Origin of the sequence: Streptomyces sp. Y2F8-2, assembly GCF_014905555.1 — a bacterium.
In the GTDB taxonomy this organism is placed as follows: Bacteria; Actinomycetota; Actinomycetes; order Streptomycetales; family Streptomycetaceae; genus Streptomyces; species Streptomyces cynarae.
Window position 1 is genome coordinate 791,596 of sequence record NZ_BNGS01000003.1, and the last position, 26,163, is coordinate 817,758.

General features: G+C 70.6%; 22 protein-coding genes. 11 read left to right on the forward strand and 11 right to left on the reverse strand.

The window, feature by feature from the left end:
• Positions 1 to 61: 61 nt before the first annotated feature.
• The 3 genes from SY2F82_RS13630 to SY2F82_RS13640 are packed head-to-tail and all read right to left on the reverse strand — an operon-like array spanning position 62 to position 2,783.
• Positions 62 to 859: an amino acid ABC transporter ATP-binding protein gene (locus SY2F82_RS13630; RefSeq protein WP_308437760.1), complete on the reverse strand. Its 798-nt coding sequence runs from the start codon at positions 857 to 859 to the stop codon at positions 62 to 64.
• Positions 856 to 1,785 (reverse strand): amino acid ABC transporter permease, encoded by a 930-nt coding sequence (locus tag SY2F82_RS13635; RefSeq protein ID WP_200419267.1) that lies wholly within the window; start codon positions 1,783 to 1,785, stop codon positions 856 to 858. The genes SY2F82_RS13630 and SY2F82_RS13635 overlap by 4 nt, the downstream gene beginning before the upstream one ends.
• 29 nt (positions 1,786 to 1,814) lie before the next feature.
• Complete coding sequence (locus SY2F82_RS13640) at positions 1,815 to 2,783, reverse strand: ABC transporter substrate-binding protein (RefSeq protein ID WP_200419268.1); 969 nt, start codon at positions 2,781 to 2,783, stop codon at positions 1,815 to 1,817.
• 541 nt (positions 2,784 to 3,324) lie between these two features.
• Between SY2F82_RS13640 and SY2F82_RS13645 the strand changes: the two genes are divergently transcribed.
• From SY2F82_RS13645 to SY2F82_RS13660, 4 genes are all read left to right on the forward strand, one after another.
• Complete coding sequence (locus tag SY2F82_RS13645; protein WP_200419269.1) at positions 3,325 to 4,548, forward strand: NADP-dependent malic enzyme; 1,224 nt, start codon at positions 3,325 to 3,327, stop codon at positions 4,546 to 4,548.
• 213 nt (positions 4,549 to 4,761) lie between these two features.
• Positions 4,762 to 5,727: a zinc-binding dehydrogenase gene (locus SY2F82_RS13650; protein ID WP_200419270.1), complete on the forward strand. Its 966-nt coding sequence runs from the start codon at positions 4,762 to 4,764 to the stop codon at positions 5,725 to 5,727.
• Positions 5,728 to 5,856: 129 nt separating this feature from the next.
• Positions 5,857 to 6,066, forward strand: a complete 210-nt coding sequence (locus SY2F82_RS13655) for a helix-turn-helix domain-containing protein (RefSeq protein ID WP_018571396.1) — start codon at positions 5,857 to 5,859, stop codon at positions 6,064 to 6,066.
• Positions 6,066 to 6,632: a Clp protease N-terminal domain-containing protein gene (locus tag SY2F82_RS13660; protein WP_200419271.1), complete on the forward strand. Its 567-nt coding sequence runs from the start codon at positions 6,066 to 6,068 to the stop codon at positions 6,630 to 6,632. The genes SY2F82_RS13655 and SY2F82_RS13660 overlap by 1 nt, the downstream gene beginning before the upstream one ends.
• Before the next feature lie 40 nt (positions 6,633 to 6,672).
• On the opposite strand, the gene SY2F82_RS13665 is transcribed toward SY2F82_RS13660, so the two are convergent.
• The 7 genes from SY2F82_RS13665 to SY2F82_RS13695 all read right to left on the reverse strand — a co-directional run bounded on the left by SY2F82_RS13665 (position 6,673) and on the right by SY2F82_RS13695 (position 16,107).
• Positions 6,673 to 7,713 (reverse strand): PadR family transcriptional regulator, encoded by a 1,041-nt coding sequence (locus tag SY2F82_RS13665; protein WP_200419272.1) that lies wholly within the window; start codon positions 7,711 to 7,713, stop codon positions 6,673 to 6,675.
• A gap of 1 nt (position 7,714) precedes the next feature.
• Positions 7,715 to 8,647 (reverse strand): DUF4097 family beta strand repeat-containing protein, encoded by a 933-nt coding sequence (locus SY2F82_RS13670; protein WP_200419273.1) that lies wholly within the window; start codon positions 8,645 to 8,647, stop codon positions 7,715 to 7,717.
• A 228-nt stretch (positions 8,648 to 8,875) separates the two neighbouring features.
• Positions 8,876 to 9,055: a DUF6104 family protein gene (locus SY2F82_RS13675; protein WP_200419274.1), complete on the reverse strand. Its 180-nt coding sequence runs from the start codon at positions 9,053 to 9,055 to the stop codon at positions 8,876 to 8,878.
• A 296-nt stretch (positions 9,056 to 9,351) separates the two neighbouring features.
• On the reverse strand, positions 9,352 to 13,182 hold the full coding sequence (locus tag SY2F82_RS13680; protein WP_200419454.1) for a multifunctional oxoglutarate decarboxylase/oxoglutarate dehydrogenase thiamine pyrophosphate-binding subunit/dihydrolipoyllysine-residue succinyltransferase subunit: 3,831 nt from the start codon (positions 13,180 to 13,182) through the stop codon (positions 9,352 to 9,354).
• 282 nt (positions 13,183 to 13,464) lie between these two features.
• Positions 13,465 to 14,574, reverse strand: coding sequence for an ATP-binding protein (locus tag SY2F82_RS13685; RefSeq protein ID WP_200419275.1), 1,110 nt, complete (start codon positions 14,572 to 14,574; stop codon positions 13,465 to 13,467).
• On the reverse strand, positions 14,571 to 15,308 hold the full coding sequence (locus SY2F82_RS13690) for a response regulator transcription factor (RefSeq protein ID WP_103839275.1): 738 nt from the start codon (positions 15,306 to 15,308) through the stop codon (positions 14,571 to 14,573). Before SY2F82_RS13690 ends, SY2F82_RS13685 begins: the two co-directional genes overlap by 4 nt.
• Positions 15,309 to 15,420: 112 nt before the next feature.
• Complete coding sequence (locus tag SY2F82_RS13695) at positions 15,421 to 16,107, reverse strand: spermidine synthase (RefSeq protein ID WP_200419276.1); 687 nt, start codon at positions 16,105 to 16,107, stop codon at positions 15,421 to 15,423.
• 243 nt (positions 16,108 to 16,350) lie between these two features.
• On the opposite strand from SY2F82_RS13695, the gene SY2F82_RS13700 reads away from it, so the two are divergent.
• The 3 genes from SY2F82_RS13700 (at position 16,351) to SY2F82_RS13710 (ending at position 20,494) form a co-directional block, all read left to right on the forward strand.
• Entirely contained in the window at positions 16,351 to 17,130 is a 780-nt protein-coding gene (locus SY2F82_RS13700) for a rhomboid-like protein (RefSeq protein WP_200419277.1), read from the forward strand.
• Positions 17,131 to 17,394: 264 nt separating this feature from the next.
• On the forward strand, positions 17,395 to 19,812 hold the full coding sequence (gene lon / locus SY2F82_RS13705; RefSeq protein WP_200419278.1) for an endopeptidase La: 2,418 nt from the start codon (positions 17,395 to 17,397) through the stop codon (positions 19,810 to 19,812).
• A gap of 169 nt (positions 19,813 to 19,981) precedes the next feature.
• Entirely contained in the window at positions 19,982 to 20,494 is a 513-nt protein-coding gene (locus SY2F82_RS13710) for a MarR family winged helix-turn-helix transcriptional regulator (protein WP_374707152.1), read from the forward strand.
• A gap of 19 nt (positions 20,495 to 20,513) precedes the next feature.
• Here the strand turns inward: SY2F82_RS13710 and SY2F82_RS13715 are convergent, their stop codons facing one another.
• Complete coding sequence (locus SY2F82_RS13715; RefSeq protein ID WP_200419279.1) at positions 20,514 to 21,302, reverse strand: protein phosphatase 2C domain-containing protein; 789 nt, start codon at positions 21,300 to 21,302, stop codon at positions 20,514 to 20,516.
• A gap of 373 nt (positions 21,303 to 21,675) precedes the next feature.
• Here SY2F82_RS13715 and SY2F82_RS13720 point away from each other — a divergent pair, with 373 nt between their 5' ends.
• Genes SY2F82_RS13720 through SY2F82_RS13735 form a run of 4 tightly spaced genes read left to right on the forward strand, consistent with a single transcriptional unit; the run spans position 21,676 to position 26,150 of the window.
• A complete protein-coding gene (locus SY2F82_RS13720) occupies positions 21,676 to 24,630 on the forward strand; it encodes a nitrate- and nitrite sensing domain-containing protein (RefSeq protein ID WP_200419280.1) in 2,955 nt (984 codons plus the stop codon).
• Positions 24,627 to 25,130, forward strand: a complete 504-nt coding sequence (locus SY2F82_RS13725; RefSeq protein ID WP_200419281.1) for a roadblock/LC7 domain-containing protein — start codon at positions 24,627 to 24,629, stop codon at positions 25,128 to 25,130. The genes SY2F82_RS13720 and SY2F82_RS13725 overlap by 4 nt, the downstream gene beginning before the upstream one ends.
• Complete coding sequence (locus tag SY2F82_RS13730) at positions 25,127 to 25,531, forward strand: DUF742 domain-containing protein (protein WP_200419282.1); 405 nt, start codon at positions 25,127 to 25,129, stop codon at positions 25,529 to 25,531. Before SY2F82_RS13725 ends, SY2F82_RS13730 begins: the two co-directional genes overlap by 4 nt.
• Entirely contained in the window at positions 25,512 to 26,150 is a 639-nt protein-coding gene (locus SY2F82_RS13735) for an ATP/GTP-binding protein (RefSeq protein ID WP_103839268.1), read from the forward strand. Before SY2F82_RS13730 ends, SY2F82_RS13735 begins: the two co-directional genes overlap by 20 nt.
• Positions 26,151 to 26,163 lie beyond the last annotated feature (13 nt).

Below are 26,163 nucleotides of genomic sequence, written 5' to 3' on the forward strand. Positions count from 1 at the left end.
CTGCAGCAGAGTGGCCCCCATGTCGCGGACATGGGGGCCACTTTCGTGTGTCTCGAGCCGTCTACAGGACCTTCGACAGGAAGGACTTCGTCCGTTCGTGCTGGGGGTTCGTCAGGACCTCACGCGGGTGGCCGGCCTCGACCACCACACCGTCGTCCATGAAGACGAGCGAGTCGCCGACCTCCCGGGCGAAGCCCATCTCGTGCGTGACGACGATCATCGTCATGCCGTCCTCCGCGAGGTCCCGCATGACGTCGAGGACCTCGCCGACCAGCTCCGGGTCGAGGGCCGAGGTCGGCTCGTCGAAGAGCATCAGCTTGGGCTCCATCGCCAGCGCGCGGGCGATGGCGACACGCTGCTGCTGGCCGCCGGAGAGCTGGGCGGGGTAGTGGCCGGTACGGTCACCGAGGCCGACCCGGTCCAGCAGCCGCTGCGCCCGCTCGCGGGCGGCGGCCCTGCTCTCGCGCTTGACCTGGACCGGCGCCTCCATGACGTTCTCCAACGCCGTCATGTGCGGGAAGAGGTTGAAGCGCTGGAACACCATGCCGATGTCCCGTCGCTGCGCCGCGACCTCCTTCTCCTTCAGCTCGAAGAGCTTGTCGCCCTTCTGCCGGTAGCCGACCAGGTCCCCGTCGACGTACAGCCGCCCGGCGCTGATCTTCTCCAGGTGGTTGATGCACCGCAGGAAGGTGGACTTGCCCGAGCCGGAGGGGCCGATGAGGCAGAACACCTCCCGCGGGTTCACCTCGAGGTCGATGCCCTTGAGGATGTGCGCCGACCCGAAGGACTTGTGGACGCCCTCTGCCTTGACCATCGGGCCGCCGCCGCTCTTGGCGACGTCCTTGCCGAGACTGCTCATCGGGCCACCTCCGGGCGGCGGAACGAACCGAACAGGCGGAGGTTCCTCTTCAGCCGCTGCAGCGGGGTCGGCGGCAGGTTGCGCGTCGAACCGCGGGCGTAGCGGCGTTCGATGTAGTACTGGACGATGCTGAAGATCGTGGTCAGGATCAGGTACCAGATCGACGCCACGAAGTACATCTCCACGACCGCCAGCGAGGTGCTGGAGATGTCCTGGGACCGCTTGATGAGCTCGTTGAACTGGACCGCGTAGGCGAGCGACGAGGTCTTCAGCATGTTGATGAACTCGTTGCCCGTCGGCGGGACGATCACCCGCATCGCCTGCGGGAGGATCACGCGCCGCAGGGTCTGACCGTGGGTCATGCCCAGCGCGTGCGACGCCTCCGTCTGCCCCTCGTCCACCGACTGGATGCCCGCGCGCACGATCTCCGCCATGTACGCGGCCTCGTTCAGGCCGAGGCCCAGCAGAGCCGTCAGGAACGGCGTCATCACCTGGTTCATCTCGTCCTTGTAGAACCCCAGGTTCAGGATGGGGAACACGAGTGCGATGTTGTACCAGAGGAGCAGCTGGACCAGGACCGGGGTGCCGCGGAAGAACCAGATGTAGAACCAGGACACCGTGCTGGTGACCGGGTTCGACGACATCCGCATCACCGCGAGGACGACGCCCAGGGCGAGGCCGAGCACCATGGCGAGCACCGAGATGTACAGCGTGTGCCAGGCGCCGGAAAGGATCGTCCCGTCCGTGAGGTAGTCCGGGATCACGCTGTAGTTGATCTTCGCGTTGGAGAACGCGATCCCGATCAGCACCACCACGGCGACGACCAGGACGCCGGCCACCCAGCGCCCGTAGTGGCGCACCGGTATGGCCTTGATCTGCTCCGGCGGCACCGTTGGCGCCGGAATCTTGTCGACAGTGTCAGTCACGGTGACTGCCCTTCAGTGTTGCGTGGGGCTCAGGAGCCGCCGTTGATCTTCGCGTCGGTCACCGCGCCGTCCGTGACGTTCCACTTCTGGAGGATCTTCTGGTACTCGCCGCTCTTGATGATCGCGCTCATGGCCGCCTGGAGGGCGTCGCGCAGCTGGGTGTTCTCCTTGCTGACCGCGATGCCGTACGGACCCGCCTCGATCTGGTCGCCGACGACCTCGAAGTCCTTGCCGCCGCCCGAGGTCTTCGCGTTGTAGGCCGCGACCGGGAAGTCGTTCAGGTCGGCGACGGACGCGCCCTGCTTCAGACGGAGCAGCGCCTCGGGGTCGGTGTCGAAGGTCTGCAGCGTGATGGGCTTCTTGCCGTCCTTCGTGCACTTCGTGTTCTGCGCCTTGGCGACGCCCTCGGACGTGGTGCCCTGCTGCAGGGCCACCACCTTGCCGCACAGGTCGTCCAGCGACTTGACGCCCTTCGGGTTGCCCTTCTGGACGAGGATCGAGGTGCCGGCGGTGAAGTAGTCGACGAAGTCGACGCCGTTGCCGATCTTCTTGCCGGTGTCGGAGTCGATGCCGTTCTGACGGTCCTTGGTGTCGTTCATCGCGGACATGATCACGTTGAACCGCTTGGCCTGCAGGCCCAGGATGAGCTGGTTGAACTTGCCGTTCTGGAAGTCGAACTTCACGCCGAGCTGCTTGCCGAGGGCGTCCGCGATGTCCGGGTCGATGCCGACTGCCTTGCCGCCCTGCATGAACTCGACCGGCGCGTACGAGATGTCGGAGCCGACCTTGATGACGCCCGCGTCACGGATGTCCTTGGGGAGCTTGTCGGCGAGCGGCGCCGAGGACGTGGACGAACCGCCGCCGCTGTTGTCGGTGCTGCCCTTGTCCGTGTGGTCGCCGCAACCGGCCAGCACCAGGGTGCCCGCGACCGCGATGGCGCCGACCGCGGCTATTCGGGAGCGCGTGGCGGTCGTACGACGGGTGGAGCGTGCGGTCATGGTGGGTTCCTCCGGCGGAATGGGGTTTGTGCCGACGGGGTCGACGAGTACACACACCTTCGGGCGTCGCGACCTCGTGTGATTGAGGCATCTTGCCAGTCGCACCGCGGCATTCAGGTGACTCGCTATGTCAAAATCGGATAACGGGTGACCCCCGAACCGCCTCGGACGGCCGATTTCGGCCGCACCTTGTGCGGGAATCCTTTCTTCCGGCCGGAAGATCTTCGGTGCATCTCACCATGCGGTCGGTCTCACGCCCGCCCGCGTGGTCGTGTGAGGGCGTGCAGTGGACTTGTCCACATTTTCGGCCATGAGTCATCTCACCGGCGTGTGACCTTCGCGTTATGGACTCGTCCCGAGCACCATCCGTCCGGTAAGAAGGTGCCTTACACCCCTCATCCGGGGCTCAGGGCGCGTGTGCGGCGCGCCCGTCGCGTATGTGCCCTTACGCACCAGTCACGTGGGTCGTACGCGGTGCCCGCCCACCCCTCAACCAGGAGTGGTCACCCTCAAACCATGCAGATCTAAGGGGTACAAGACAGTGGCAGCGGAGATCGTCAACTCGCGCAGCGCCAGCAATGCGGATCAGGACGGCGGGGCCGAGCCCCACGATTCCTTCGATCCGGCGTTCGCGCTGCACCGCGGCGGCAAGATGGCCGTGCAGGCCACCGTGCCGGTCCGCGACAAGGACGACCTGTCCCTGGCGTACACGCCCGGCGTCGCCCGGGTGTGCACGGCCATCGCGGAGCAGCCGGAGCTGGTCCACGACTACACATGGAAGTCGTCGGTCGTCGCCGTGGTGACCGACGGCACGGCAGTGCTGGGGCTCGGTGACATCGGCCCCGAGGCCTCCCTCCCGGTGATGGAGGGCAAGGCGATCCTGTTCAAGCAGTTCGGCGGCGTGGACGCGGTGCCGATCGCGCTGGACTGCACGGACGTGGACGAGATCATCGACACGGTGGCCCGGCTCGCGCCCTCCTTCGGAGGCGTCAACCTGGAGGACATCTCGGCGCCGCGGTGCTTCGAGATCGAGCGCCGGCTCCAGGAACGGCTGGACATCCCGGTCTTCCACGACGACCAGCACGGCACGGCCGTGGTGACGCTGGCCGCCCTGCGGAACGCGGCGCGGCTGACCGGGAAGGGGCTCGGCGATCTTCGGGCCGTCATCTCCGGCGCCGGCGCGGCGGGCTTCGCCATCGCGAAGATGCTGATCGAGGCGGGGATCGGCGACGTCGCGGTCGCCGACCGCAAGGGGGTCGTCTCGCGGGAGCGGGAGGATCTGACGTCGGTCAAGCGGGAGCTCGCCGAGTTCACCAACAAGGCGGGGCTGTCGGGATCTCTCGAGCATGCCCTGGAGGGCGCCGACGTCTTCATCGGGGTCTCCGGCGGCACCGTGTCGGAGGAGGCGGTGGCGTCTATGGCGGAGGGTGCCTTCGTCTTCGCGATGGCCAACCCGAACCCGGAGGTGCATCCGGACGTCGCGCACAAGTACGCGTCCGTGGTGGCGACGGGCCGCTCCGACTTCCCGAACCAGATCAACAACGTGCTGGCGTTCCCCGGCATCTTCGCCGGAGCCCTCCAGGTGCGGGCGTCCCGCATCACGGAGGGGATGAAGATCGCGGCGGCGGAGGCGCTGGCGGGGGTCGTCGGGGACGATCTCGCCGCCGACTATGTGATTCCCTCGCCGTTCGACGAGCGGGTCGCCCCTGCGGTGACGGCGGCAGTGGCCGCGGCAGCTCGGGCGGAGGGCGTGGCTCGGCGATAACGGCGCGCTGGGTGGGCGGGGTCTTCTCCCCGCCCACCCGCGTGGTGTGAAGCGCCGCGTCCCGGTCGGCGGTTGCAAGGCGCCCGGCGTCGGGGGTGGGCCGGGCGTTGGCTGCGCTTTCCGGCGGCAGGGGAGCAGGGAGCAGGGAGCAGGGACACGCGTCACAGCCCGTCTCGGTTCCCTCCGCCAGGCGCGGAGCCTAATCTCAAGGTCATGTTCGCTGCCTACGCCGCCCGTATCGACCGCGACAACCCCCTCTCCGGCCTTGAGTTGGGAGAGCGCCCGGCCCCCGAGCGGAGGCCCGGCTGGACGACCGTGACCGTCAAGGCCGCCTCCCTCAACCATCACGACCTCTGGTCCCTCAGGGGCGTCGGGCTCTCCGAGGACAAGCTCCCCATGATCCTCGGCTGCGACGCGGCCGGCGTCGACGAGGACGGCAACGAGGTCGTCCTCCACTCCGTCATCGGACAGACCGGCCACGGCGTCGGCCCCGACGAGCCCCGCTCCATCCTCACCGAGCGCTACCAGGGCACGTTCGCCGAACAGGTCTCCGTGCCCACCTGGAACCTCCTTCCCAAGCCCAGGGAACTCTCCTTCGAGGAGGCCGCCTGCCTCCCCACCGCCTGGCTGACGGCCTACCGCATGCTGTTCACCAACGCCGGCGTCCGCCCCGGTGACTCCGTCCTCGTCCAGGGTGCGGGCGGCGGTGTCGCGACCGCCGCGATCGTGCTCGGCAAGGCGGCCGGCCTCAGGGTCTTCGCCACCAGCCGGGACGAGGCCAAGCGCAAGCGGGCCGTGGAACTGGGCGCCGTGGAGGCCCTGGAGTCCGGGGCGCGGCTGCCGCAGCGTGTGGACGCCGTCATCGAGACCGTCGGTGCCGCCACCTGGTCCCACTCGGTCAAGTCCCTGCGTCCCGGAGGCACCCTCGTCATCTCGGGTGCCACCAGTGGTGACCGGCCCTCCCACGCCGAACTCACCCGCATCTTCTTCCTCGAACTGAAGGTCGTCGGCTCCACCATGGGGTCCAAGGACGAACTGGAGGACCTGCTGTCCTTCTGCGCCGCCACCGGCGTACGCCCCGTCATCGACGAGGTCCTTCCCCTCGACCGGGCCCGTGAGGGCTTCGAACGCTTGGAAGCCGGAGACCAGTTCGGGAAGATCGTGCTGACCGCCGACTGACGGCGACGGCACCTTCCTCCACGTGCCCATGGCGGGCTCGGGATTCGTCCCGAGCCCGCCATGGGCGTTTCCATGACCGGCCTGTCAACTATGGTTGACAGGCTCGGAATGTCAACCTATGTTGACATCATGACCGAAGCAACGGATCTCGCCGAGCGCGCAGGCGACCGTGATCCGCGAGTGGGGCTGCGAGCCGTCGCCGCGCTGCGCAGGCTGCTGGAGCAGCTGGAGGCGGTTCAGGTGCGCAGCGCGCGCAACCAGGGCTGGTCGTGGCAGGAGATCGCCGCAGAACTCGGAGTCAGCAGGCAGGCCGTGCACAAGAAGTACGGGAGGCAGTGATGTTCGAGAGGTTCACCCAGGACGCCCGCGCGGTGGTCGTCGGCGCCGTCGCGCACTGCGAACGCGCCGGTGAGCAACGCGTCGACGAAGCCCACCTGCTGCTCGCGCTCCTCGAGAGGGAGGGCGGCCGTGCCGCGTTCGCCCTGGCAGCGCTCGGGCTGACCGGGCGGCGCGACGCGGTCGAACGGGACCTCGCAGAGGCCCGCCGTCGCGGCGGGCTCACCCGCGCCGACGCGGACGCTCTCGCCGGGCTCGGCATCGACCTCACCGCGATCGTCTCCCGGGTCGAGGAGGCACACGGACAGGGCGCGCTGGCCGGGACTCACGCAGGGGCCGTACGGCGGTCCGGGCGCCGCCCGTTCACCCGGGGCGCCAAGGACGTACTCACCCGGTCCCTGCGCGCCGCCGTCGCGCACGGCGACCGGCACATCGGTGACGAGCACCTGCTCCTCGCCCTGACCGCCCGCCCCGGCGTCCCCTCCGAGGTCCTCGCCGACCATGGAGCGACCTACGCGGCCGTGGAGGACCTACTGTGGGGCGGCAGCGGCCGGGCGAAGGCGGGGTGAGCCCACCCGCCGGGCGACGCTCGGCCGGTCGTGAGGAGCCCTAACCCTTCCGCGACCGCAGCGTCGCCCCGATGTGCGCCGCCGCCGTCGACAGATGCCGGCGGGCGTCGCGCAACTGCTCCTCCGTCACCCCGTGATCCCGGGCCGCGTCACGGATGTCGTCACGGAAGCGGTCCAGGAGCCGGTCCAGGGCGCGGGCCGGGTCGCCCGGGAAGTCCTCGTGCGCCCAGGACGGTTCGTACGCACCCGGGAAGTCCTCCGGGGTCGTCGCGTACTCGGGCTGCTCCGCCGTCTTGGACGCGCCCGCGGCCCCCGGGCGCCCGAAGCCGAAGTCCTTGCCGAAGTCCTTGCCGAACTCGCCGAACTCCTTGGCCAGTTCGGCCAGACCCTCCCGTACGCCCGTCGGCCAGTCGCCCCGCGCGAAGTGGTCCTGGACCTGCTCCTGCACCCGTCGCGCCATGCGCTGCAGCTCCTCCTGCGCCTGGGCGCGAGCCCGCTCCTGCGCCTCCTTGGCCTGGCGGCGTGCCCTCTGGGCCTCCTCGCGGGCCCGTCGGCTCTCGTCCTTGGCGCGCCGGGCCTGCTCCTTCCACTCCTGCTTGACGCGGCGCATCTCCTCCCGGGCGGCGCGCCACGCCTCCTTCTCTGCCTGGTCGCCGTACGCCCCGAAGGCACCCTCGTGCTCCTTGGTGCCCCGGCGCGCCTCGGAGACCGCGGCCCGCATCTCGCGGCGCAGGTCACCCGCCGCCCCTCGGACGTCCGCCTGGATCTCGGCGGCCAGCTCGGCGACCGACTCACGGATCTCCAGCTCCAGGTCGGCCAGTTCACCGCTGCGGTCGGCCAGTTCGGCGCGGCCCGCGTCCGTGATCGCGTACACCTTGCGGCCGCCCTCGGTGGTGTGCGTGACCAGGCCCTCGGCCTCCAGCTTGGCCAGCCGGGGGTAGACGGTGCCGGCGGACGGTGCGTACAGCCCCTGGAAGCGCTCCTCCAGCAACCGGATCACCTCGTATCCGTGGCGTGGTGCCTCGTCGAGGAGCTTCAGCAGGTACAGCCGCAGGCGTCCATGGGCGAAGACGGGAGGCATGTCAGAGCCCCTTCCGCTCGGCAGGGCCGCCGGTCGTGCCGTGGGCGGCACGGTCGGCCGGGGCGGCGTCGTCGCTGCTGGTGCCGCGGGACGCGTCGGCGGGCGGAGTTTCCCATGGCTCGTCCTCGGCGGGTGGGCGGCGCAGCAGGGCGATGGAGCCGGAGACGGTGGTCGCCTTCAGCCGGCCGTTGCCCCCGCCCAGGCGGCCCGTGATCTTCTTCGCGCCCCACTGCCCGGTGACGCGCAGGTCGTCGAAGGCGTTGGACACCGTGCCGCTCGCGGTGTTCGCCTCCACCTCGGCGTCCGCCGGGTGGGGGAGACGGATGGCGATCTCGCCCGAGACGTTCGTCAGACGGGCGTCGGTGGGACCGCTCGTGGGATCGAGGTCCAGGATGATCGAACCGCTGACGGAGTCGGCCTTCACGGACGGGCACGCGCCCTCGATGACGGTCAGGTCGCCGGAGACGGAGTTGAGCCGCAACTCGCCGGTGACGCCCTGGGCCTCCACGTTCCCCGACACCGTGGTGGCGCGGACCGGGCCGGAGAGACCGACCAGGGTCGTCGCTCCCGTGACGCTCTTGACGTCGGCGCCGCCGTCGATCCCGGAGACCAGGGCGTCCGCTCCCACCACGCCCACCTCCACGCGGGTGGCCGCCGGGACGGCGAGGGAGACCACCGCGCTGCGACGCCAGCCCTTCGGGTCGAGCCACTTGAGGAAGCCCTTCCAGGGCAGGTCGTCGTAGGCCACGGTGAGGGTGCCGTCCTTCTGTGTCACCGTCAGGGCGGGGCCCTCGACCTGCGAGACCTCCAGCCGTGCGGAACCCTCGTCGGTGCCCACCACGTTCACCGTTCCGTTGACGATGCGCACATGGAGTGCGGTCACCGGGTCGTCGAAGGTGAGCTTCCTCGGCTCTGCGACGGACCACTCGGGCATGGTGCTGACCTCCTCGGCCGGTGCGGGCGCGGGCGGGCGACGGGCGGTCGCCTCGGCAGGCCCGCACGCCGCACACGCTCGCCACACGTCGACGGACGCGGCATATCGCGTCTTCGCTATTCACGATATATCGCGGACACGGGAAGTCAAGACACTCGTTCCGGTGATCGCTCACGCACAACGGTGGGGCGCCCCCGTCCACGGGGGCGCCCCACCTGACGATGCCGCCTACTCGTCTTCCTCGTCGTCCAGCCGTGCCAGCCAGGTCGCCAGCCGCTCCACCGGCACTTCGAAGTCCGGGTTGAGGTCGACGAACGTCCGCAGCTGCTCGGCGAGCCACTCGAAGGTGATCTCCTCCTCGCCGCGCCGCTTCTCCAGTTCCTCGATTCCACGGTCGGTGAAGTACATGGACTGCTCCCCTGCGCTCGTCTCCGGGACGGACTCCGGAAAACAGCCTACGTACTGGTCGGGGAGGTGGTGCGGGCACATCGGTCACCCTCCTCGATCCACGAGCGATCTGCGCCGGTGCATCCGCCGAGGGATGGCCGGAGGGCCCCGGCTCCCGAGGAGCGGCCGCAGTCCGCCGCACTGCTTCGGAGCGGGCGCCGCACACCGCGGCGCTCGTAACCCCCGTGGTGACGCACAGAGGTCCGGCCCCGGGGGATACCGGGGCCGGACCTCCAGGGCCGGGTGTGGTCCGAGGCCTACGCCTCGAACACCTCACGCACCAGCTGCTCCTGCTCCGCCTGGTGCCGCTTCGCCGAGCCCACCGCGGGGGACGACGAGTGCGGGCGGGAGATGCGGCGCAGGCGCTCGCCGGCCGGGATGTCCGCGCCGACCGCCAGGTCCAGGTGGTCGATGAGGTTCAGGGCGATGAACGGCCAGGCGCCCTGGTTCGCCGGCTCCTCCTGGGCCCACAGGTACTTCTCGGCGTTCGGGTACTTCTTGATCTCCTCCTGGAGCTCCGCACCCGGCAGCGGGTACAGGCGCTCGAGGCGGATGAGCGCGGTGTCCGTGATGCCGCGCTTGGTGCGCTCGGCCTCCAGGTCGTAGTACAGCTTGCCGGCCACGAAGACGACCTTGCGGACGGCAGCGGGGTCCACCGCCGAGTCGCCGATCACCGGGCGGAACTGACCCGAGGTGAACTCCTCCGTCTTCGACGCGGCGGCCTTGAGACGCAGCATCGACTTCGGGGTGAAGACCACCAGCGGCTTGTGGTGCGGGTTGTGCACCTGCCAGCGCAGGAGGTGGAAGTAGTTCGACGGGAGGGTCGGCATGGCGACCGTCATGTTGTTCTGGGCGCAGAGCTGGAGGAACCGCTCGACGCGGGCCGAAGAGTGGTCCGGGCCCTGACCCTCGTAGCCGTGGGGGAGCAGCAGGACGACACCGCTCGTCTGGCCCCACTTCTGCTCCGCCGCCGAGATGTACTCGTCGACCACCGTCTGCGCGCCGTTGACGAAGTCGCCGAACTGCGCCTCCCACATCACGAGCGCGTCGGGGCGGGCCAGCGAGTAGCCGTACTCGAAGCCCATGACCGCGTACTCGGACAGAAGGGAGTTGTAGACGTTGTAGCGCGCCTGGTCCTCGGCGAGGTACTGGAGCGGGGTGTACTCCTCGCCCGTCTGGCGGTCGATGAGGACCGCGTGGCGCTGGCCGAACGTGCCCCGCTGCGAGTCCTGACCGGACAGGCGGACCGGGGTGCCCTCCAGGAGGAGGGAGCCGACCGCGAGGGTCTCGCCCATGCCCCAGTCGATCGTGCCGTCCTCGACCATCGCCGCCCGGCGCTGCAGCTGCGGCAGCAGACGCGGGTGCACGTGGAAGGAATCGGGGATGTTGACCTGGGACTCGGCGATCCGCTTCACGACCTCCGTGGAGATCGCGGTGTTCACGGCGACCGGGAACTCCGCCTGCGGGTCCGACACCGGGCCGACGCTCGGCTGGGCGGTCGTGGCCTCGCGGACCTCCGTGAAGACCTTCTCCAGCTGGCCCTGGTAGTCCTGCAGGGCCTGCTCGGCCTCCTCCAGGGTGATGTCGCCGCGACCGATCAGGGACTCGGTGTACAGCTTGCGCACCGAGCGCTTCTTGTCGATCAGGTCGTACATCAGCGGCTGGGTGAAGGCCGGGTTGTCCGACTCGTTGTGACCGCGGCGGCGGTAGCAGATGAGGTCGATCACCACGTCCTTGTTGAACGCCTGGCGGAACTCGAAGGCGAGCCGCGCGACGCGCACGACGGCCTCGGGGTCGTCGCCGTTCACGTGGAAGATCGGGGCCTCGATCATGCGGGCCACGTCCGTCGCGTACATGGAGGAGCGCGAGGACTCGGGGGCCGCGGTGAAGCCGACCTGGTTGTTGATGACGATGTGGACCGTGCCGCCGGTGCGGTAGCCGCGCAGCTGCGACATGTTCAGGGTCTCGGCCACCACGCCCTGGCCCGCGAAGGCCGCGTCGCCGTGGATCGCCACCGGCAGGACCGTGAAGTCCGTACCGCCCTTGTTGATGATGTCCTGCTTGGCCCGGGTGATGCCTTCGATGACCGGGTCGACCGTCTCCAGATGGGACGGGTTCGCGGCCAGCGAGACCTTGATCTGCTCGCCGTCCAGGCCCGTGAAGGTGCCCTCGGCGCCCAGGTGGTACTTCACGTCGCCGGAGCCGTGCATCGACTTCGGGTCGAGGTTGCCCTCGAACTCGCGGAAGATCTGCGCATACGACTTGCCGACGATGTTCGCCAGCACGTTCAGGCGGCCGCGGTGGGCCATGCCGATGACGACCTCGTCCAGGCGGGACTCGGCAGCGGAGTCGATCACCGCGTCGAGCAGCGGGATGACGGACTCGCCGCCCTCGAGGGAGAAGCGCTTCTGGCCGACGTACTTCGTCTGCAGGAAGGTCTCGAAGGCCTCCGCCGCGTTCAGCCGGCGCAGGATGCGCAGCTGCTCCTCGCGCTCCGGCTTGGAGTGCGCGCGCTCCACGCGGTCCTGGATCCACTTGCGCTGCTTGGGGTCCTGGATGTGCATGTACTCGATGCCGGTGGTGCGGCAGTACGAGTCGCGGAGCACGCCGAGGATGTCCCGCAGCTTCATCATCGACTTGCCGGCGAAGCCGCCGACGGCGAACTCGCGTTCCAGGTCCCACAGGGTGAGGCCGTGCTCGACGATGTCCAGGTCGGGGTGCTTGCGCTGGCGGTACTCCAGCGGGTCGGTGTCGGCCATGACGTGGCCGCGGACCCGGTAGGAGTGGATCAGCTCGAAGACGCGGGCGGCCTTGGTGACGTCGTCGTCGTGGCTGGCGTCGATGTCCTTGAGCCAGCGGACCGGCTCGTAGGGGATGCGCAGGGCCTCGAAGATCTCGTCGTAGAAGCGGTTCTCGCCCAGCAGCAGGTTCGCGACCTGGCGGAGGAACTCGCCGGAGGCGGCGCCCTGGATCACCCGGTGGTCGTAGGTCGACGTGAGCGTCATGACCTTGGAGATGCCGAGCTTGTTCAGGGTGTCCTGGGAGGTGCCCTGGAACTCCGCGGGGTAGTCCATGGAGCCGACGCCCATGATCACCGACTGCCCGGGCATCAGGCGCGGCACGGAGTGGACGGTACCGAGGCCGCCGGGGTTGGTGAGGGAGACGGTGACGCCGGTGAAGTCGTCCATCGTCAGCTTGCCGTCGCGGGCGCGGCGGACGATGTCCTCGTAGGCCTGCCAGAACTCGAAGAAGTTCAGCGTCTCGGCCTTCTTGATCGCCGCGACGACGAGCTGGCGGTCGCCGTTGGGCTTGACCAGGTCGATGGCGAGGCCGAGGTTGACGTGGTCCGGCTTGACGAGGGTGGGCTTGCCGTCCTTCTCCGCGTAGTGCCAGTTCATCGACGGCATCGCCTTGATGGCCTGGACCATCGCGTAGCCGATGAGGTGGGTGAAGGAGATCTTCCCGCCGCGGGCGCGCTTGAGGTGGTTGTTGATGACGATGCGGTTGTCGAAGAGCAGCTTCACCGGGACCGCGCGCACGGACGTGGCCGTGGGGATCTCCAGGGAGGCGTTCATGTTCTTCGCGACGGCGGCGGCGGGGCCGCGCAGCGTCACCAGTTCGGGGCCGGCGGGGGCCTCGGACACGGGCTCGTCCTTCTTGGGCTGGGCGGGGGCCGCGGCGGGCTTCGCGGCGGCGGGTGCGGCGGGCTTGGCCGGAGCCGGGGCGGCGGCCGCCGGGGCGGGCTTCGCCGGGGCCGGTGCGGCGGCGGGCTGCGGTGCGGCGGCGGCCGGGGCCTGCGGTGCGGCGGGGGCCGCGGGGGCGGCCTGCGCTGCCTGGGGCGCCGTGGTGGTCTCCGCGGCCCCCGCGGCCGCGGTACCCGCCGGAGCCGAGGCGGCAGCGGCGGCGGCCCCGGGCTTGTAGTCGGCGAAGAAGTCCCACCAGGCACGGTCTACCGAATTCGGGTCCTGGAGGTACTGCTGATAGATCTCGTCGACGAGCCACTCGTTGGGACCGAACGCAGCAGCGGGATTCCTCCCGGCTTGGTCGTCGGTCGAGACGCTCGGGTTACTCGGGGACTGTGGCGACACGGCGGCAACCGCCCTCTTCCGCTTCACAAGGTGATTGGACAGCGGGAATAAAGGCTACGCCTCCAAGACCGTGAAGGTCAGGTCGGGCCGGTTCATCGTCGCGTAAGTCACATCAGAAAGTGCGTTTCAGGGGTTGAAATGGCGGGAAACAAGCGTGGTTCCGGTTGTGGACGGGTGCGACGACCCGGGCCCGGCGCGGGGAGTACGCGGGCCTCTGCCTGATCACACGTGTCCGGCTGCGCGGACAGGCATGGATCTTGTTGCTCCGCTTCGAACTTTACGTCAACTTGGCAGAGATGGCTCTCCTGGAAGGGTGACCTGGATCCGGCAGCCGCGCGGGGATTCGGCCACACCGATCCGGCCACCGTGCAGATCCACCGCCCAGCGGGCGATCGCCAGGCCGAGGCCCGTACCGCCGTCGCTGCCGGGCCCGTGCGGCCGGTTCACGGCGCCGCGGTTGAATCGCTCGAAGACCCGGTGCCACTCCGACTGGGGGATGCCGGGACCCTCGTCCAGCACCTCCAGCTCCAGGGAGTCCGGGGCGGGGCCGCGCCGGGCCTTCACCGTGACGCGGCCGTGCGGCGGGCTGTGCTTGACCGCGTTGTCGATCAGGTTGGCGACGACCTGGTGGATCCGCTCCGGGTCCGCGTGCGCGGTCAGCTCCGGCGGGGAGACGTCGAGGTGCAGATGGACGTCCGTACGGGTGTGGGTGCCGGAGCCCGAGGCGATCCCCGCGCGCGCGGAGGACACCATCTGGGCCTCCTTGAGGACGCCCGAAAGGTACGGCCACACCTCGAAGCGGCGTTTCTTCAGCGGAACGACGCCGTTGTCCAGGCGGGAGAGGTCCAGCAGCGTCTCCACCAGGCGGCCGAGGCGCTCGGTCTGCTTCAGGGCCGTGCGCATGGTCTCCGGGTCGGCCTCGGTGACCCCGTCGACGATGTTCTCCAGCACCGCGCGCAGGCCCGCGATGGGGGTGCGCAGCTCGTGCGAGACGTTCGCCACCAGCTCCTTGCGCTGGCTGTCCTGGGCCTCCAGCTCGTCGGCCATCAGGTTGATCGTCTGGGCCAGGTCGCCCAGCTCGTCCCGGCGGTTGTCACGCACACGACGGCTGTAGTCGCCGTGCGAGATGGACCGGGCCACCGCGTTCATCTCGTCCAGCGGGGCGGTGAGCGAGTGCGCCACGAACTGCGTGATCAGCAGGGTGGCGATCATCGAGAACACCGTGATGAACCGCAGCTCGGTGGCGGTGCGCACCGCGATCATCAGCAGGCCCGTGGTGATGAACACCGAGATGACGACCAGCGCGCCCAGCTTGGTCTTGATCGAGAACGGACGTACGCCACCCCAGGGCTGCCCGGGGCTCCTCCGTGCGGCCGACCGCCCGTCGCTCATGGCGTCGGGGTCTCCAGGGCGTAGCCCACGCCGTGCACCGTCCGGATGCGCTCCGCGCCGATCTTCCGCCGCAGCGCCTTGATGTGGCTGTCGACGGTGCGGGTGCCGGAGGCGTCCGCCCAGTCCCACACCTCGGCGAGCAGCTGCTCACGGGAGAGGACGGCGCGCGGCGTGTTGGCCAGGCACACCAGCAGATCGAACTCGGTGGGCGTCAGATGGACGTCCTCGCTGCGCACCCGCACCCGGCGCTGCGCATGGTCGATCTCCAGTTCGCCGAGGCGCAGTATGCCCGTGCGCGGGGTCGCGGCGGCCAGCGCGGCCCGCTCCACCCGGCGCAGCAGCACGTGCACGCGCGCCGCCAGCTCCCGCATCGAGAACGGCTTGGTCATGTAGTCGTCCGCGCCGACGCCGAGCCCGACCAGCATGTCGGTCTCGTCGTCGCGCGCGGTGAGCATCAGCACCGGCACCGGGCGCTGGGCCTGCACGCGCCGGCAGACCTCCAGGCCGTCGAAGCCCGGCAGCATGATGTCGAGGATCAGCAGGTCGGGCTGCCAGGCCTCCGCCGTGTCGACCGCCGCCGGACCGTCACCTGCCGTTTGCACGAGGAATCCCTCCGCGCGCAGACGGGTGGCGATGGCATCGACGATCGTCTGGTCGTCCTCGACCACCAGGACGCGCCGCTGAGCGCCCGGGGTCGCCGTCGTGCCGTTGTGGGAGGTGTGTGTCTGCTCCATCGCCCGCCCCTGGGGTTGCTTTCCGGAATCCGTGGGGTGATCCCATGACTGCGTTTGACGCTTGAATGATCGGCGTCAGGGAAGCAGCGTACGGGGAGTTACCGCCGGTCGGCTATCCAGGTCCGATCGCGAGGTGCACGACGTCGGGAACGCCCCGGGCAACGGGCACCTCTTCGGTACGCACCTGCCGGAACCCGGCATTCCTAAGGGTTCCTTCAAATTCCGGAGAGGGCTCGGCCGACCACACGGCGAGCACACCGCCGGGTTTCAACACCCTTGCGCAGCTTGTGAGTCCGGAGGTCGAGTAGAGGCTGCCGTTGTCGTCCGTGACGGTCCACGCCGGGCCGTTGTCGATGTCCAGGCAGAGGGCGTCGTACGTGTCCGATGTCTCATTGACGTGGGCGACGAGGTCGGCCTCCACGATGCGGGTGCGCGGATCGGCGAGCGCGTCGGCGGACAGCGCGGACAGGGGTCCGTCGAGGTGCCAGTCGATGACGGCCCGTTCGCGTTCGACGACGGTGATGCGACCCCAGCGGGGGTCCGCGGCGGCGTGCGCGAGCGAGAAACCGACGCCGAGTCCGCCGATCAGCACGCTCGGGTCCGGGCGGCCGTCCAGGGCGTCGGACGCGGCCTGCACCAGCAGCCGTTCCGAGCGCCCGTCGGAGGTGTCCATCAGGAAGCAGCCGTTGGCGATGATCTGCAGCAGCTCGCCGTGGCGCCGCAACACGACCTCGCCGTGCGGCCCCTCACGACGGTCCAGGGCCACCGGGGTCTCGTCGGTGTCGTACGGATGAGGCATGGACCACATTCTGGTGACCTGCGGGGCGGGGGACGACGGATTTTCTCCGGCGATCGAACTGATTTTCCCGCTTTTTCCGCGGCAGTCGAACGGACCGCCGATGCCGCCGACGGCCGTCCGCGGTCACCCCGGACGCCGGAAACAGCTGGGAAGTTGCTATGAATCGCGTCTCGGGTGGCGTCGGTCATAGACAGCGACCGGCGCGGCGCGAAGGGTGGAGCGCGACGGAAGGAGCGCCGCACCTTGGAACGTACGGTCTCGGCGGCTGACGCCACGCTCACGCCCCCCGAGACGCGCGCGCCGCTTCTGGACGGCATGCCGCGTCAGCGCACGGCGCCGCCGCCCGTCGCGCCCCCGGCTGCGCTCCCGGTGCCGTGGACGGCACCACGCCTGGTGACGCTGCTGCCGAGCCCCAGGCGGGCGCCGTTCACCTTCGGCTACGCCGCCGTGTTGCTGGTGACCTCGCTGTTCGCACAGTTCGCCGACCCGTCGCTGGTGAACGCCCTGTATCAGGGATCCAGCACGGACGTGGTGCATCTGATGCGCAGTCCGGTGGTGGTGCTGCTGACCAGTGCGCTGTGGATCGCGGGCGGGATGATGTCGTACTACACGCTCGTCTTCCTGGTCGTGCTGACGGCGCTGGAGCGGCGGATAGGTGGCGCCCGCACGGCCGTCGTCTTCCTGCTCGGGCATGTGCTCGCGACTCTGGGCACCGAGGTCCCGGTCGGCCTCGCGGTGCTGGCGGGCCATCTGCCGGACAGTTCACTGCACCGCCTCGATTACGGCATCAGTTTCGGCGTGGCGGCGAGCCTGGGCGCGCTGACGGGATTGCTGCGGCCGTGGCTGCGCTGGACCGTGCTGATCCTGTTCGCGGCGCTACTCCTCCAGGACCTGGCCGAGTTCACGGACCCGCTGAGCAACTGGGGCCATCTGCTGGCGCTGGCGGTCGGCATCGCCACCTGGCCGCGGGTACGGCGCTGGGCCCGGACCGGAGCCGAGGTCACCCTGGCGCCGGCTCGGTGAATGCGGCCTCCGCCCCGCGGTTCGACTGCCGGGCGCCGCTGACGCGGCACGGTCGGAGGTGCCGCCCGCGGACGCCGTCCCGGCCTCTCACGGTCATCCGTCCCGCCCTCTGACCGGATCTGCCGCTCTGCCCCCGAGCCGCTCCGTGCCTGGTCACCGTACTCGCACCGACTGATCGCCGAGAGCGAACAAGGGTCGGGGAACAATCGAATCCTCTCGTGCATTGAGTCTGCACAGCTCAACTTGACTGCCGAAGGGGAGATCATGGCTTCGACGTCCTCACCGCTCACCCTGCCTGTGCTGCCGCTCGACGGCGAGGTTGTGCTGCCCGGCATGGTGGTCCCGCTGGACCTGAGCGACTCCGAGGTGCGCGCGGCGGTGGAGGCCGCCCAGGCGGCCGCCCGTTCCGAGCCCGGAAAGCCCAGGGTCCTGCTCGTTCCACGCATCGACGGCACCTACGCCGCCACCGGTGTCCTCGGCACCGTCGAGCAGGTCGGCCGGCTCGCGGACGGCGACCCGGGCGCCCTCATCCGCGGCCTGGGACGGGTGAAGATCGGTGCGGGCACCACCGGGCCCGGCGCGGCGCTGTGGGTCGAGGGAACACGCATCGACGAGACGGTTCCCGACCCGCTGCCCGGCCACGTCGCCGAACTCGTCAAGGAGTACAAGGCCCTCGCCGCCAGCTGGCTGAAGAAGCGCGGCGCCTGGCAGGTCGTCGATCGCGTCCAGGCCATCGACGATGTCTCCGCGCTCGCCGACAACTCGGGCTACTCGCCCTTCCTCACCGCCGAGCAGAAGGTGGAACTGCTGGAGACCACCGACCCGGTGGCCCGCCTGAAGCTCGCCACCCAGCAGCTCCGCGACCACCTCGCCGAGCAGGAGGTCGCCGAGTCCATCGCCAAGGACGTCCAGGAGGGCGTCGACAAGCAGCAGCGCGAGTTCCTGCTGCGCCGCCAGCTGGAAGCCGTCCGCAAGGAGCTGCGCGAGCTCAACGGCGACACCCGGGAGGGTGAGGAGTCCGACGACTACCGCGCCCGCGTGGAGGCCGCCGACCTCCCCGAGAAGGTCCGCGAGGCCGCCCTCAAGGAGGTCGACAAGCTGGAGCGCACCAGCGACCAGTCGCCCGAGGTCTCCTGGATCCGCACCTGGCTCGACACGGTGCTCGAGATGCCGTGGAACGAGCGCACCGAGGACGCGTACGACATCCGCGGCGCCAGGGCCGTCCTGGACGCCGAGCACGCGGGCCTGGAGGACGTGAAGGAGCGCATCACCGAGTACCTCGCGGTGCGCAAGCGGCGCGCCGACCGGGGCCTCGGCGTCGTGGGCGGCCGCCGCGGCGGCGCCGTGCTGGCCCTCGTCGGCCCGCCCGGCGTCGGCAAGACCAGCCTCGGCGAGTCGGTCGCGCACGCCATGGGCCGCAAGTTCGTCCGCGTCGCCCTCGGCGGCGTCCGCGACGAGGCCGAGATCCGCGGCCACCGCCGCACGTACGTCGGCGCCCTGCCCGGCCGTATCGTGCGCGCCATCAAGGAGGCCGGTTCCATGAACCCGGTCGTCCTGCTGGACGAGATCGACAAGGTCGGCTCCGACTTCCGCGGCGACCCGGCCGCGGCCCTGCTCGAGGTCCTGGACCCGGCGCAGAACCACACCTTCCGCGACCACTACCTGGAGGTCGAACTCGACCTGTCGGACGTGGTGTTCCTCGCCACGGCGAACGTCCTGGAGGCCATCCCGGAGGCGCTCGCCGACCGCATGGACATCGTCCGCCTGGACGGCTACACCGAGGACGAGAAGGTCGTCATCGCCCGTGACCACCTGCTCCCGCGCCAGCTCGAGCGGGCGGGCCTGGACAAGGACGAGGTCACGATCGACGAGGCCGCGCTGCGCAAGCTCGCCGGCGAGTACACCCGCGAGGCGGGCGTGCGCACCCTGGAGCGGTCCATCGCGCGGCTGCTGCGCAAGGTCACGGCACAGCACGAACTCGGCGAGCGGGAGCTGCCGTTCACCGTCCGGGACGAGGACCTGCGCGGGCTGCTGGGGCGCCCGCACCACGTGCCCGAGTCCGCCCAGGACCCGGCCGAGCGGCGCACCGCGGTCCCCGGTGTGGCGACCGGCCTCGCGGTCACCGGCGCGGGCGGGGACGTCCTCTACGTCGAGGCGTCGCTGGCCGACCCGGAGACGGGCGCGGCGGGCCTGACCCTGACCGGTCAGCTCGGCGACGTGATGAAGGAGTCCGCGCAGATCGCGCTCAGCTTCCTGCGCTCCCACGGCGCCGAACTGGAACTGCCCGTCGGCGACCTGAAGGACCGGGGCGTGCACATCCACTTCCCGGCGGGCGCGGTCCCCAAGGACGGCCCGAGCGCGGGCATCACGATGACGACCGCGCTGGCCTCGCTGCTGTCGGGCCGGCTGGTCCGCACGGACGTGGCGATGACCGGTGAGGTCTCGCTGACCGGCCGGGTCCTGCCGATCGGCGGGGTGAAGCAGAAGCTGCTCGCCGCGCACCGGGCGGGGGTCACCACGGTGATCATCCCCAAGCGCAACGAGCCCGACCTGGACGACGTCCCGGCGGAGGTGCTGGACAAGCTCGACGTCCACGCCGTCACGGACGTCCGACAGGTCCTGGAGCTGGCGCTCGCGCCCGCCACCAGCGACGCGGCGCCGGAGGTTCCGGTGGCGGCGTGACGGACGCTGCCGGATGAGGGAAGGCCCGGGTCTCGTGAGGGAGACCCGGGCCTTCGCCGTGGACCGGTGCTGCCGTTGGTCTACGCCTGCGAAATACTGACGGAGCTGCGGCGACGGCGACCTTCGGCGGAAACTTTCGAGGAACGGGATACCGGATCAGGTGACTGACGTGCACGAGGACGGAAACGGCGAGCGGCGTCAGGTGGACCCCGGCGCGTCGGCGGAGGGTGCAGACCGGTCCGGTGGCGCGAACCAGGAGTTCCTGGCGCTCGAGCGCGAGCTGACCGTGTTCCTGCGGCGCGCCCGCGCCAACGCCGGACAGATGGCCCGGGAGGTCCACCCGGACCTGGAGTCCGCCGCGTACGGGCTCCTCGTACGGCTGGACGAGAGCGGCCGCCAGCGCGCCACGGAACTCGCCGCCTACATCGGTGTCGGCAAGGCCACGATGTCCCGCCAGCTGCGCGCCCTGGAGGAGCTGGGTCTGGTCGCCCGGGAACCCGACCCGGCAGACGGCCGTGCCTGGCTCGTGCATCTCACGGAGGAGGGCCACCGGCGTGTCGGCCGCGTCCGCGAGGCCCGCCGCGCCCGCTATGTGCGCCAGCTCGCCCACTGGGACCCGCGCGAGGTGGCGGAACTGGCGCGGTTGCTGCACCAGTTGAACCTGGGGATGGACAAGCAGTAGCCGTACGGTGGCAGGAGCCCTACGGCTCCACGTACACCACCGTCGCGTCGTCGTGCGTCTTGCCGCGGCCGAGGTACGCCCGTTCCTCACGGTCGGCGCTCTCCAGCGCCCGTACGCGCTCCACCAGCGCCGCCGCTCCCTCCTTGCGGACGACTGTGAACAGATCAGTCCAGTCGCCCTGGCGGAACTTCTCCGTCCAGCGCGTCGCCCCGTCCGTCAGGCCCACCAGGGCGCGTACCCGCCCGCGCGGCAGTTCCCCGGTGACGGCTCGGGCCGCGACCGAGGGGTCCGCGGCCGCCGTGAAGAAGCCGCCCTCCTTGTTGCGGACCCTTGTGTCCACCAGCGCGTCCGTGGCCAGCGCCGCGCGCGGGAGGCGGGCGAGGCGGTCGTCCAGGAGGGCGGTGACCGTGCCGTCGGGGGCCTCGACGAGGAGCGCCGAGTCCGACAGGACGAGGTACTCCACCGCCGCCTCGGACCAGCGGGCGAGGACCACGGTCGCCTGGGGCGTCCGCGGGTGAGAAAGGTCACAAGTGGAGCCATGGGTGTCGGCGGTGCGGAGGACGGCCTCCGCGAGGATCTCCGACAGTGTTAGATCTCGGAAGGAAACGGACAGTTCGGTCAGCAGGCCGCCCAGGCGCGCACAGAACCAGGGGACGGAATGCAGACAGCCGTCGCCGCCGGCCGGCGGCGTCACCCCGTCCAGGACGACCAGCGCCCCGCCCTGTCCTGAAGCCGGAAGCGCGAGCGCGGCGAAGTCCTCGTTCGGGTGAGTCGCATCGCCGGGTTCGGACGTCAGCTCAATACGCATCCAGCCAGTCTGCACGAGGCCTTCACAAGGTCCACGAAAAGCTGTCAACGATCGCCGAATCGATGCGAGCGCGCAGGTCAGCCGCCTGGTTTGGTACGGAATAATCGCTTCCGGTGAAGCGTGGTGGCGAATATTGCCAAAGTGCGCCGCAGACGTCCAACCGGCCCACCGCGCAAGGCCTCCGCACGCGCCAGAGGAACTTGCCCGCCAACTCCCCACCGATGTTCACTCCTTCGGGTGGCGGGTCAGGCGAAGCGAGACCTCTGCCCACCGGCACTGGGAGGGTCGGAAGCCGTCGTACCGGGTCGGCATTCCCGTAGACGGAACGTCACCCCGGGCCCATGGGTACACGAGTGAGGAAGTGCGAGCACCGGTGCAGAAGACGCGGCCTCGGAGCACAGGCAAGCAGACGGTCCCCGCGCAGGGGGCCTCGTCCGAGTCCGCGGGCCACGGCCGCGCCGCCCATGTGCGCAACCGGCTGATCGTCGCCGTCGCCGTGGTCGCCGCCGCCATCGCCGGGGCCGGGGCGCCGAGCGTCGTCGCCGCCTCCGGGCAGTTGCACGACTCCCAGAACCTGGTCACGCTCGCCGAGCAGACCCAGGACGCGCTCGTCCTCGCCCACTCGCTGGCCGACGAACGGGACGAGGTCACCTCGTACGTGGCCGCGGGGCGCCCCGGGTCGAAGGCGCCCGCCGAGCAGCAGCAGGCCCGCGTCGACCGGGAGATCGAGGACCTGCGCGCCAACCCGGACCTCTCCGCCGGCCTGCGCAAGGACCTCGACGACGTGGCCGCGGTGCGGCGAGCGGCGCTCACCGGGAAGAGCACCGCTCTCCAGGCGCATCAGGCGTACTCCGCCGCCATCACCGAGCTGCACGCGCTCGCCGAGCAGCTGGCCGATCGGATGCCGCCGCGCGCCGGCTCCGGCGCCCACTCCCTCGCCGAACTCGACACCGCCGTACAGCAGGCCGCCGCCGCCCGCGGGCTGCTCCTCGCGGCCCTGAACATCCCGAGCACCACCCGGACCGTCATCAGCCCGGTCACCGGACTGCAGACCACCATCAACACCTCCTCGGCCGCCGACACCAAGCAGCGCGACGCGCTCACCGCCGCCGCCCAGCAGGCCGCCGTCCGCTCCGACGCGGCGGTCTCCGGCTTCCGCGACACCGCGCCCGCCGCGGCCAAGTCCTCCTACGACTCCACGGTCACCGGCCCCGAGGTCTCCTCCGCCGAGAAGTACCTCGCCTCCCTCACCGACCAGCCCACCCTCTCCGACAGCGACCTCGGCCTGAGCACCAAGAAGGTCGACGCCGCCCTCTCCGCCCGCGTCGACCTCATGCGCGGCGTCGAGTCCTCCCTCTTCGAGGCCCGCAGCAAGGACCTCGCCCGGCTGCGCGACGACGACGTCACGGCGCTGGAGATCCGCGTCGCCGTCCTCGGCGCCATCCTGCTGGCCGCCGTCGGCATCGCCATGGCCATGGCCCGCAGCCTCACCCGCCCGCTCGCCGTGCTCCGCCTGGGCACCGCGCGCGTGGCCGCCGACCCGGCGGGCGAGGAGCCGGTGAAGTTCACCGGCCGCAACGACGAGTTCGCGCAGGTCGTCCGCTCCGTCAACGCCCTGCACGCGCACGCGGTCGCCCTCCAGGAGCGTCTTTCCACCCTGGAGGCCGACCGCAAGCACCTCGTCGGCCAGCGGCAGACCATGGCCGACGAGCGCGAGAGGCTGCGCGCCGAACTCGCCCAGGCCGCTGCCCACCTGCAGCAGGTCCGCCACAGCATCCACTCCACCTTCGTCAACCTCGCCCTGCGCACCCTCGGCCTGGTCGAGCGCCAGCTGACCGTCATCGAGGGCCTGGAGGAGCGGGAGCAGGACCCGGAGCGGCTGTCCACGCTGTTCAAGCTCGACCACTTCGCCACGGTCATGCGCCGCCACAGCGAGAACCTCCTCGTCCTGGCCGGCGCCGAGCACGTCCAGCAGCACGCCGGGCCGGTGCCGCTCGTCGACGTGGTGCGCGCCGCGGTCAGCGAGATCGAGCGCTACGAGCGCGTCCGTATCGCCGCACTGCCCCCGCACGCGCACGTCGCCGGGTTCGCCGCCGACGACCTGTCGCACCTGGTCGCCGAACTCCTGGAGAACGCCACCTCCTTCTCGCCGCCCGACGTCCCCGTCGAAATCTCCGGCTGGCTCCTGGAGAGCGGCGAGGTGATGCTCTCCGTGCAGGACGAGGGCATCGGCATGGCCGCCGAGCGGTTGAGCCGGCTCAACGCCCGGCTCGCCGCCTTCGACCCGGAGGACTCCTACGACCAGGAGAGCGGCGAGGGCCTCGGGCTCGGCCTGTACGTGGTGGCCCGCCTCGCCCACCGGCATGGCGTGCGGGTGCAGTTGCGGGAGCAGAAGCAGGGCGGCGTCGCGGCCGTCGTGGTCCTGCCGAAGCCGCTGCTCGTCGAGGCGCCGGCCGCGGCCGTACCCGCCGGGGCCCCGGTGCCCGGGGGCGCGCACTCCTTCTCGTTGCCCGGCGCGGACGCGGAGGTCAACTCCAACGTTCTGAGCGGTCGTGCGCGGCTCGCGCCGGGCAGGCCCGAGGGCGACGAGGACCCCCTGATCGCGGCGGCGGAGGAGGCCGTACGGGAGCGGGAGGAGAGCGAGCAGCGGCAGGAGCCCGCCCACGGCGAGGAATCCGTACGGGACGACCGGGGCGCGCCGCGCGCCGAACCAGTACGCGAGCCCGCCGCCCCGGAGCCCGCCGCCGAGCCCGAGTTCGGTCCCGAGACCACGATGGAGCTGTTCCTTCCGTCGCCCCGCGTGGAGCCGTCGCCCCGGGCGCAGGAGCCCGCCCCGACCGCCGACATCCCCGCCCAGGCGGCTGCCGACCCCTATGCCATCGGGCCGGAGAGCCACGAACGCGCCGTGGACGAGGGCGAGCCGCGGCCCGCCGCGCAGGCGCCCCGCACCACCGCCACCGAGTCGCCCGCGCCGGAGGCACCCCAGGAGCCCGCGGCGCCCATGGAGCCCGCGGCGCCTCAGGAGCCCGAGACCCCCCGGCTCACCGCCAAGGGGCTCCCCAAACGCACCCCCAAGATCTCCACGCCCGCCCCGGCCCCGCGGCCGCGCGCCGGCGGTGTGGACGCCGAGGCGCTGCGCCGCAGGCTCGGCGGGTTCCACCGGGGAGCCAAGGAGGGCTTCCGCCACGTCGAGGCGGAGATCGCCGAGCGGACGGGGGAGACCAAGGCACCCGGGCACCGGTCCACGGCCCCACCTCAGCACGCGGCACCCGGCACCGCACAGGACGTTGAATCATCGGGGGGCACAGTCGAGGAGGCAAGCAGTTGACCGCGTCCAGTACCTTCGGACTGAGCAGTGAAGCCCGCAACCTGCACTGGCTGCTGACCAACCTGGTGGAGGAGGTGCCCGGCATCCTGTCGGTCGCGGTGGTCTCCTCCGACGGCCTGCTCCTGCTCTCGTCCGACCCCGGCCGGGTGGCGGATGCCCGCGCCGGCCGCGACGGAAGGCCCGGCGGCCCCAAGGGGTCCGCCGCCGACCTCGCCACCATCGTCTCCGGCATCGGCAGCCTCACCATCGGCGCCGCCAAGCTGATGGACGCCGGCCGGGTCAAGCACACGATGGTCGCAATGGACGAGGGCAGCCTGTTCGTCATGTCCATCAGCGACGGCTCGCTGCTCGGCGTGCACGGCTCCGCGGACTGCGACATGAGCGTGGTGGCGTACCACATGGCGCTCTTCGTCGGCCGCGCCGGACACGTCCTGACCCCCGAACTCCGCAGCGAGCTGCGCAGGTCCCTCGAGGCCGAGTCGGCAGGGAGCGCCCGATGAGCGGCACACAGAAGAAACTTCCCGTCCGCGGCGGCGAGCGCAAGCCCGCCCGTGTACGCCCCTACTCCCTGACCGGGGGCCGCACCCGCTTCGGCCACGTCCTGCTCGTCGAGACCTTCGTCGCCGCACTGGACGCCCCCGAGGAGCGGCGGGAACTGACGAATGGTTCACTGTCCACCCGCGTGATGCCGGAGATGCGGGCCATCGTCGAACTGTGCCGCCGTATGCGCACGGTGGCGGAGATCGCGGCACTGCTGAAGATGCCGCTCGGGGTGGTCCGCGTGCTCCTGAGCGACCTCGCGGACCAGGGAAAGATCCGTGTGTACGGAACCGGTCACGGCACGGGACAGCCGGACCGCGCTCTGCTGGAAAGGGTGCTGAGTGGACTCCGTCGTCTCTGACGCCGCCCCGGGCGTCGACCGACTCGTCGAGCCGGACGAGGAACTGAAGGCCTGGCAGACGGACCGTACGCGCGCCCCGATAGCCACGAAGATCGTGGTGGCGGGCGGCTTCGGCGTCGGCAAGACCACCCTGGTGAGTGCCGTCTCGGAGATCACGCCCCTGCAGACCGAGGCGCTGATGACCGAGGCAAGTGAGGAGACCGACGACCTCACCGGTACCCCGGACAAGCTCACCACCACCGTGGCCATGGACTTCGGCCGCATCACGCTCGACGACGACCTGGTGCTGTACCTCTTCGGCACGCCGGGCCAGCAGCGGTTCTGGTTCATGTGGGACGACCTGGTGCGCGGCGCGATCGGGGCGGTCGTCATGGCCGACACCCGCCGGCTCGCGGACTGCTTCCCGGCGCTCGACTACTTCGAGAGCAGCGGCCTGCCGTACATGGTCGCCGTCAACCACTTCGACGGCAGCGAGCGGTTCGAACCCGAGGATGTGCGCGAGGCCCTCACCATTCCCGCACACATACCTGTCATGATCATGGACGCGCGCCGCCGGATCTCGGTGATCGAGACCCTCCTGGCCCTCGTCGGCCACGCGCTGGACGTCACCCCCGAGTAGTTCTGACTAGGAG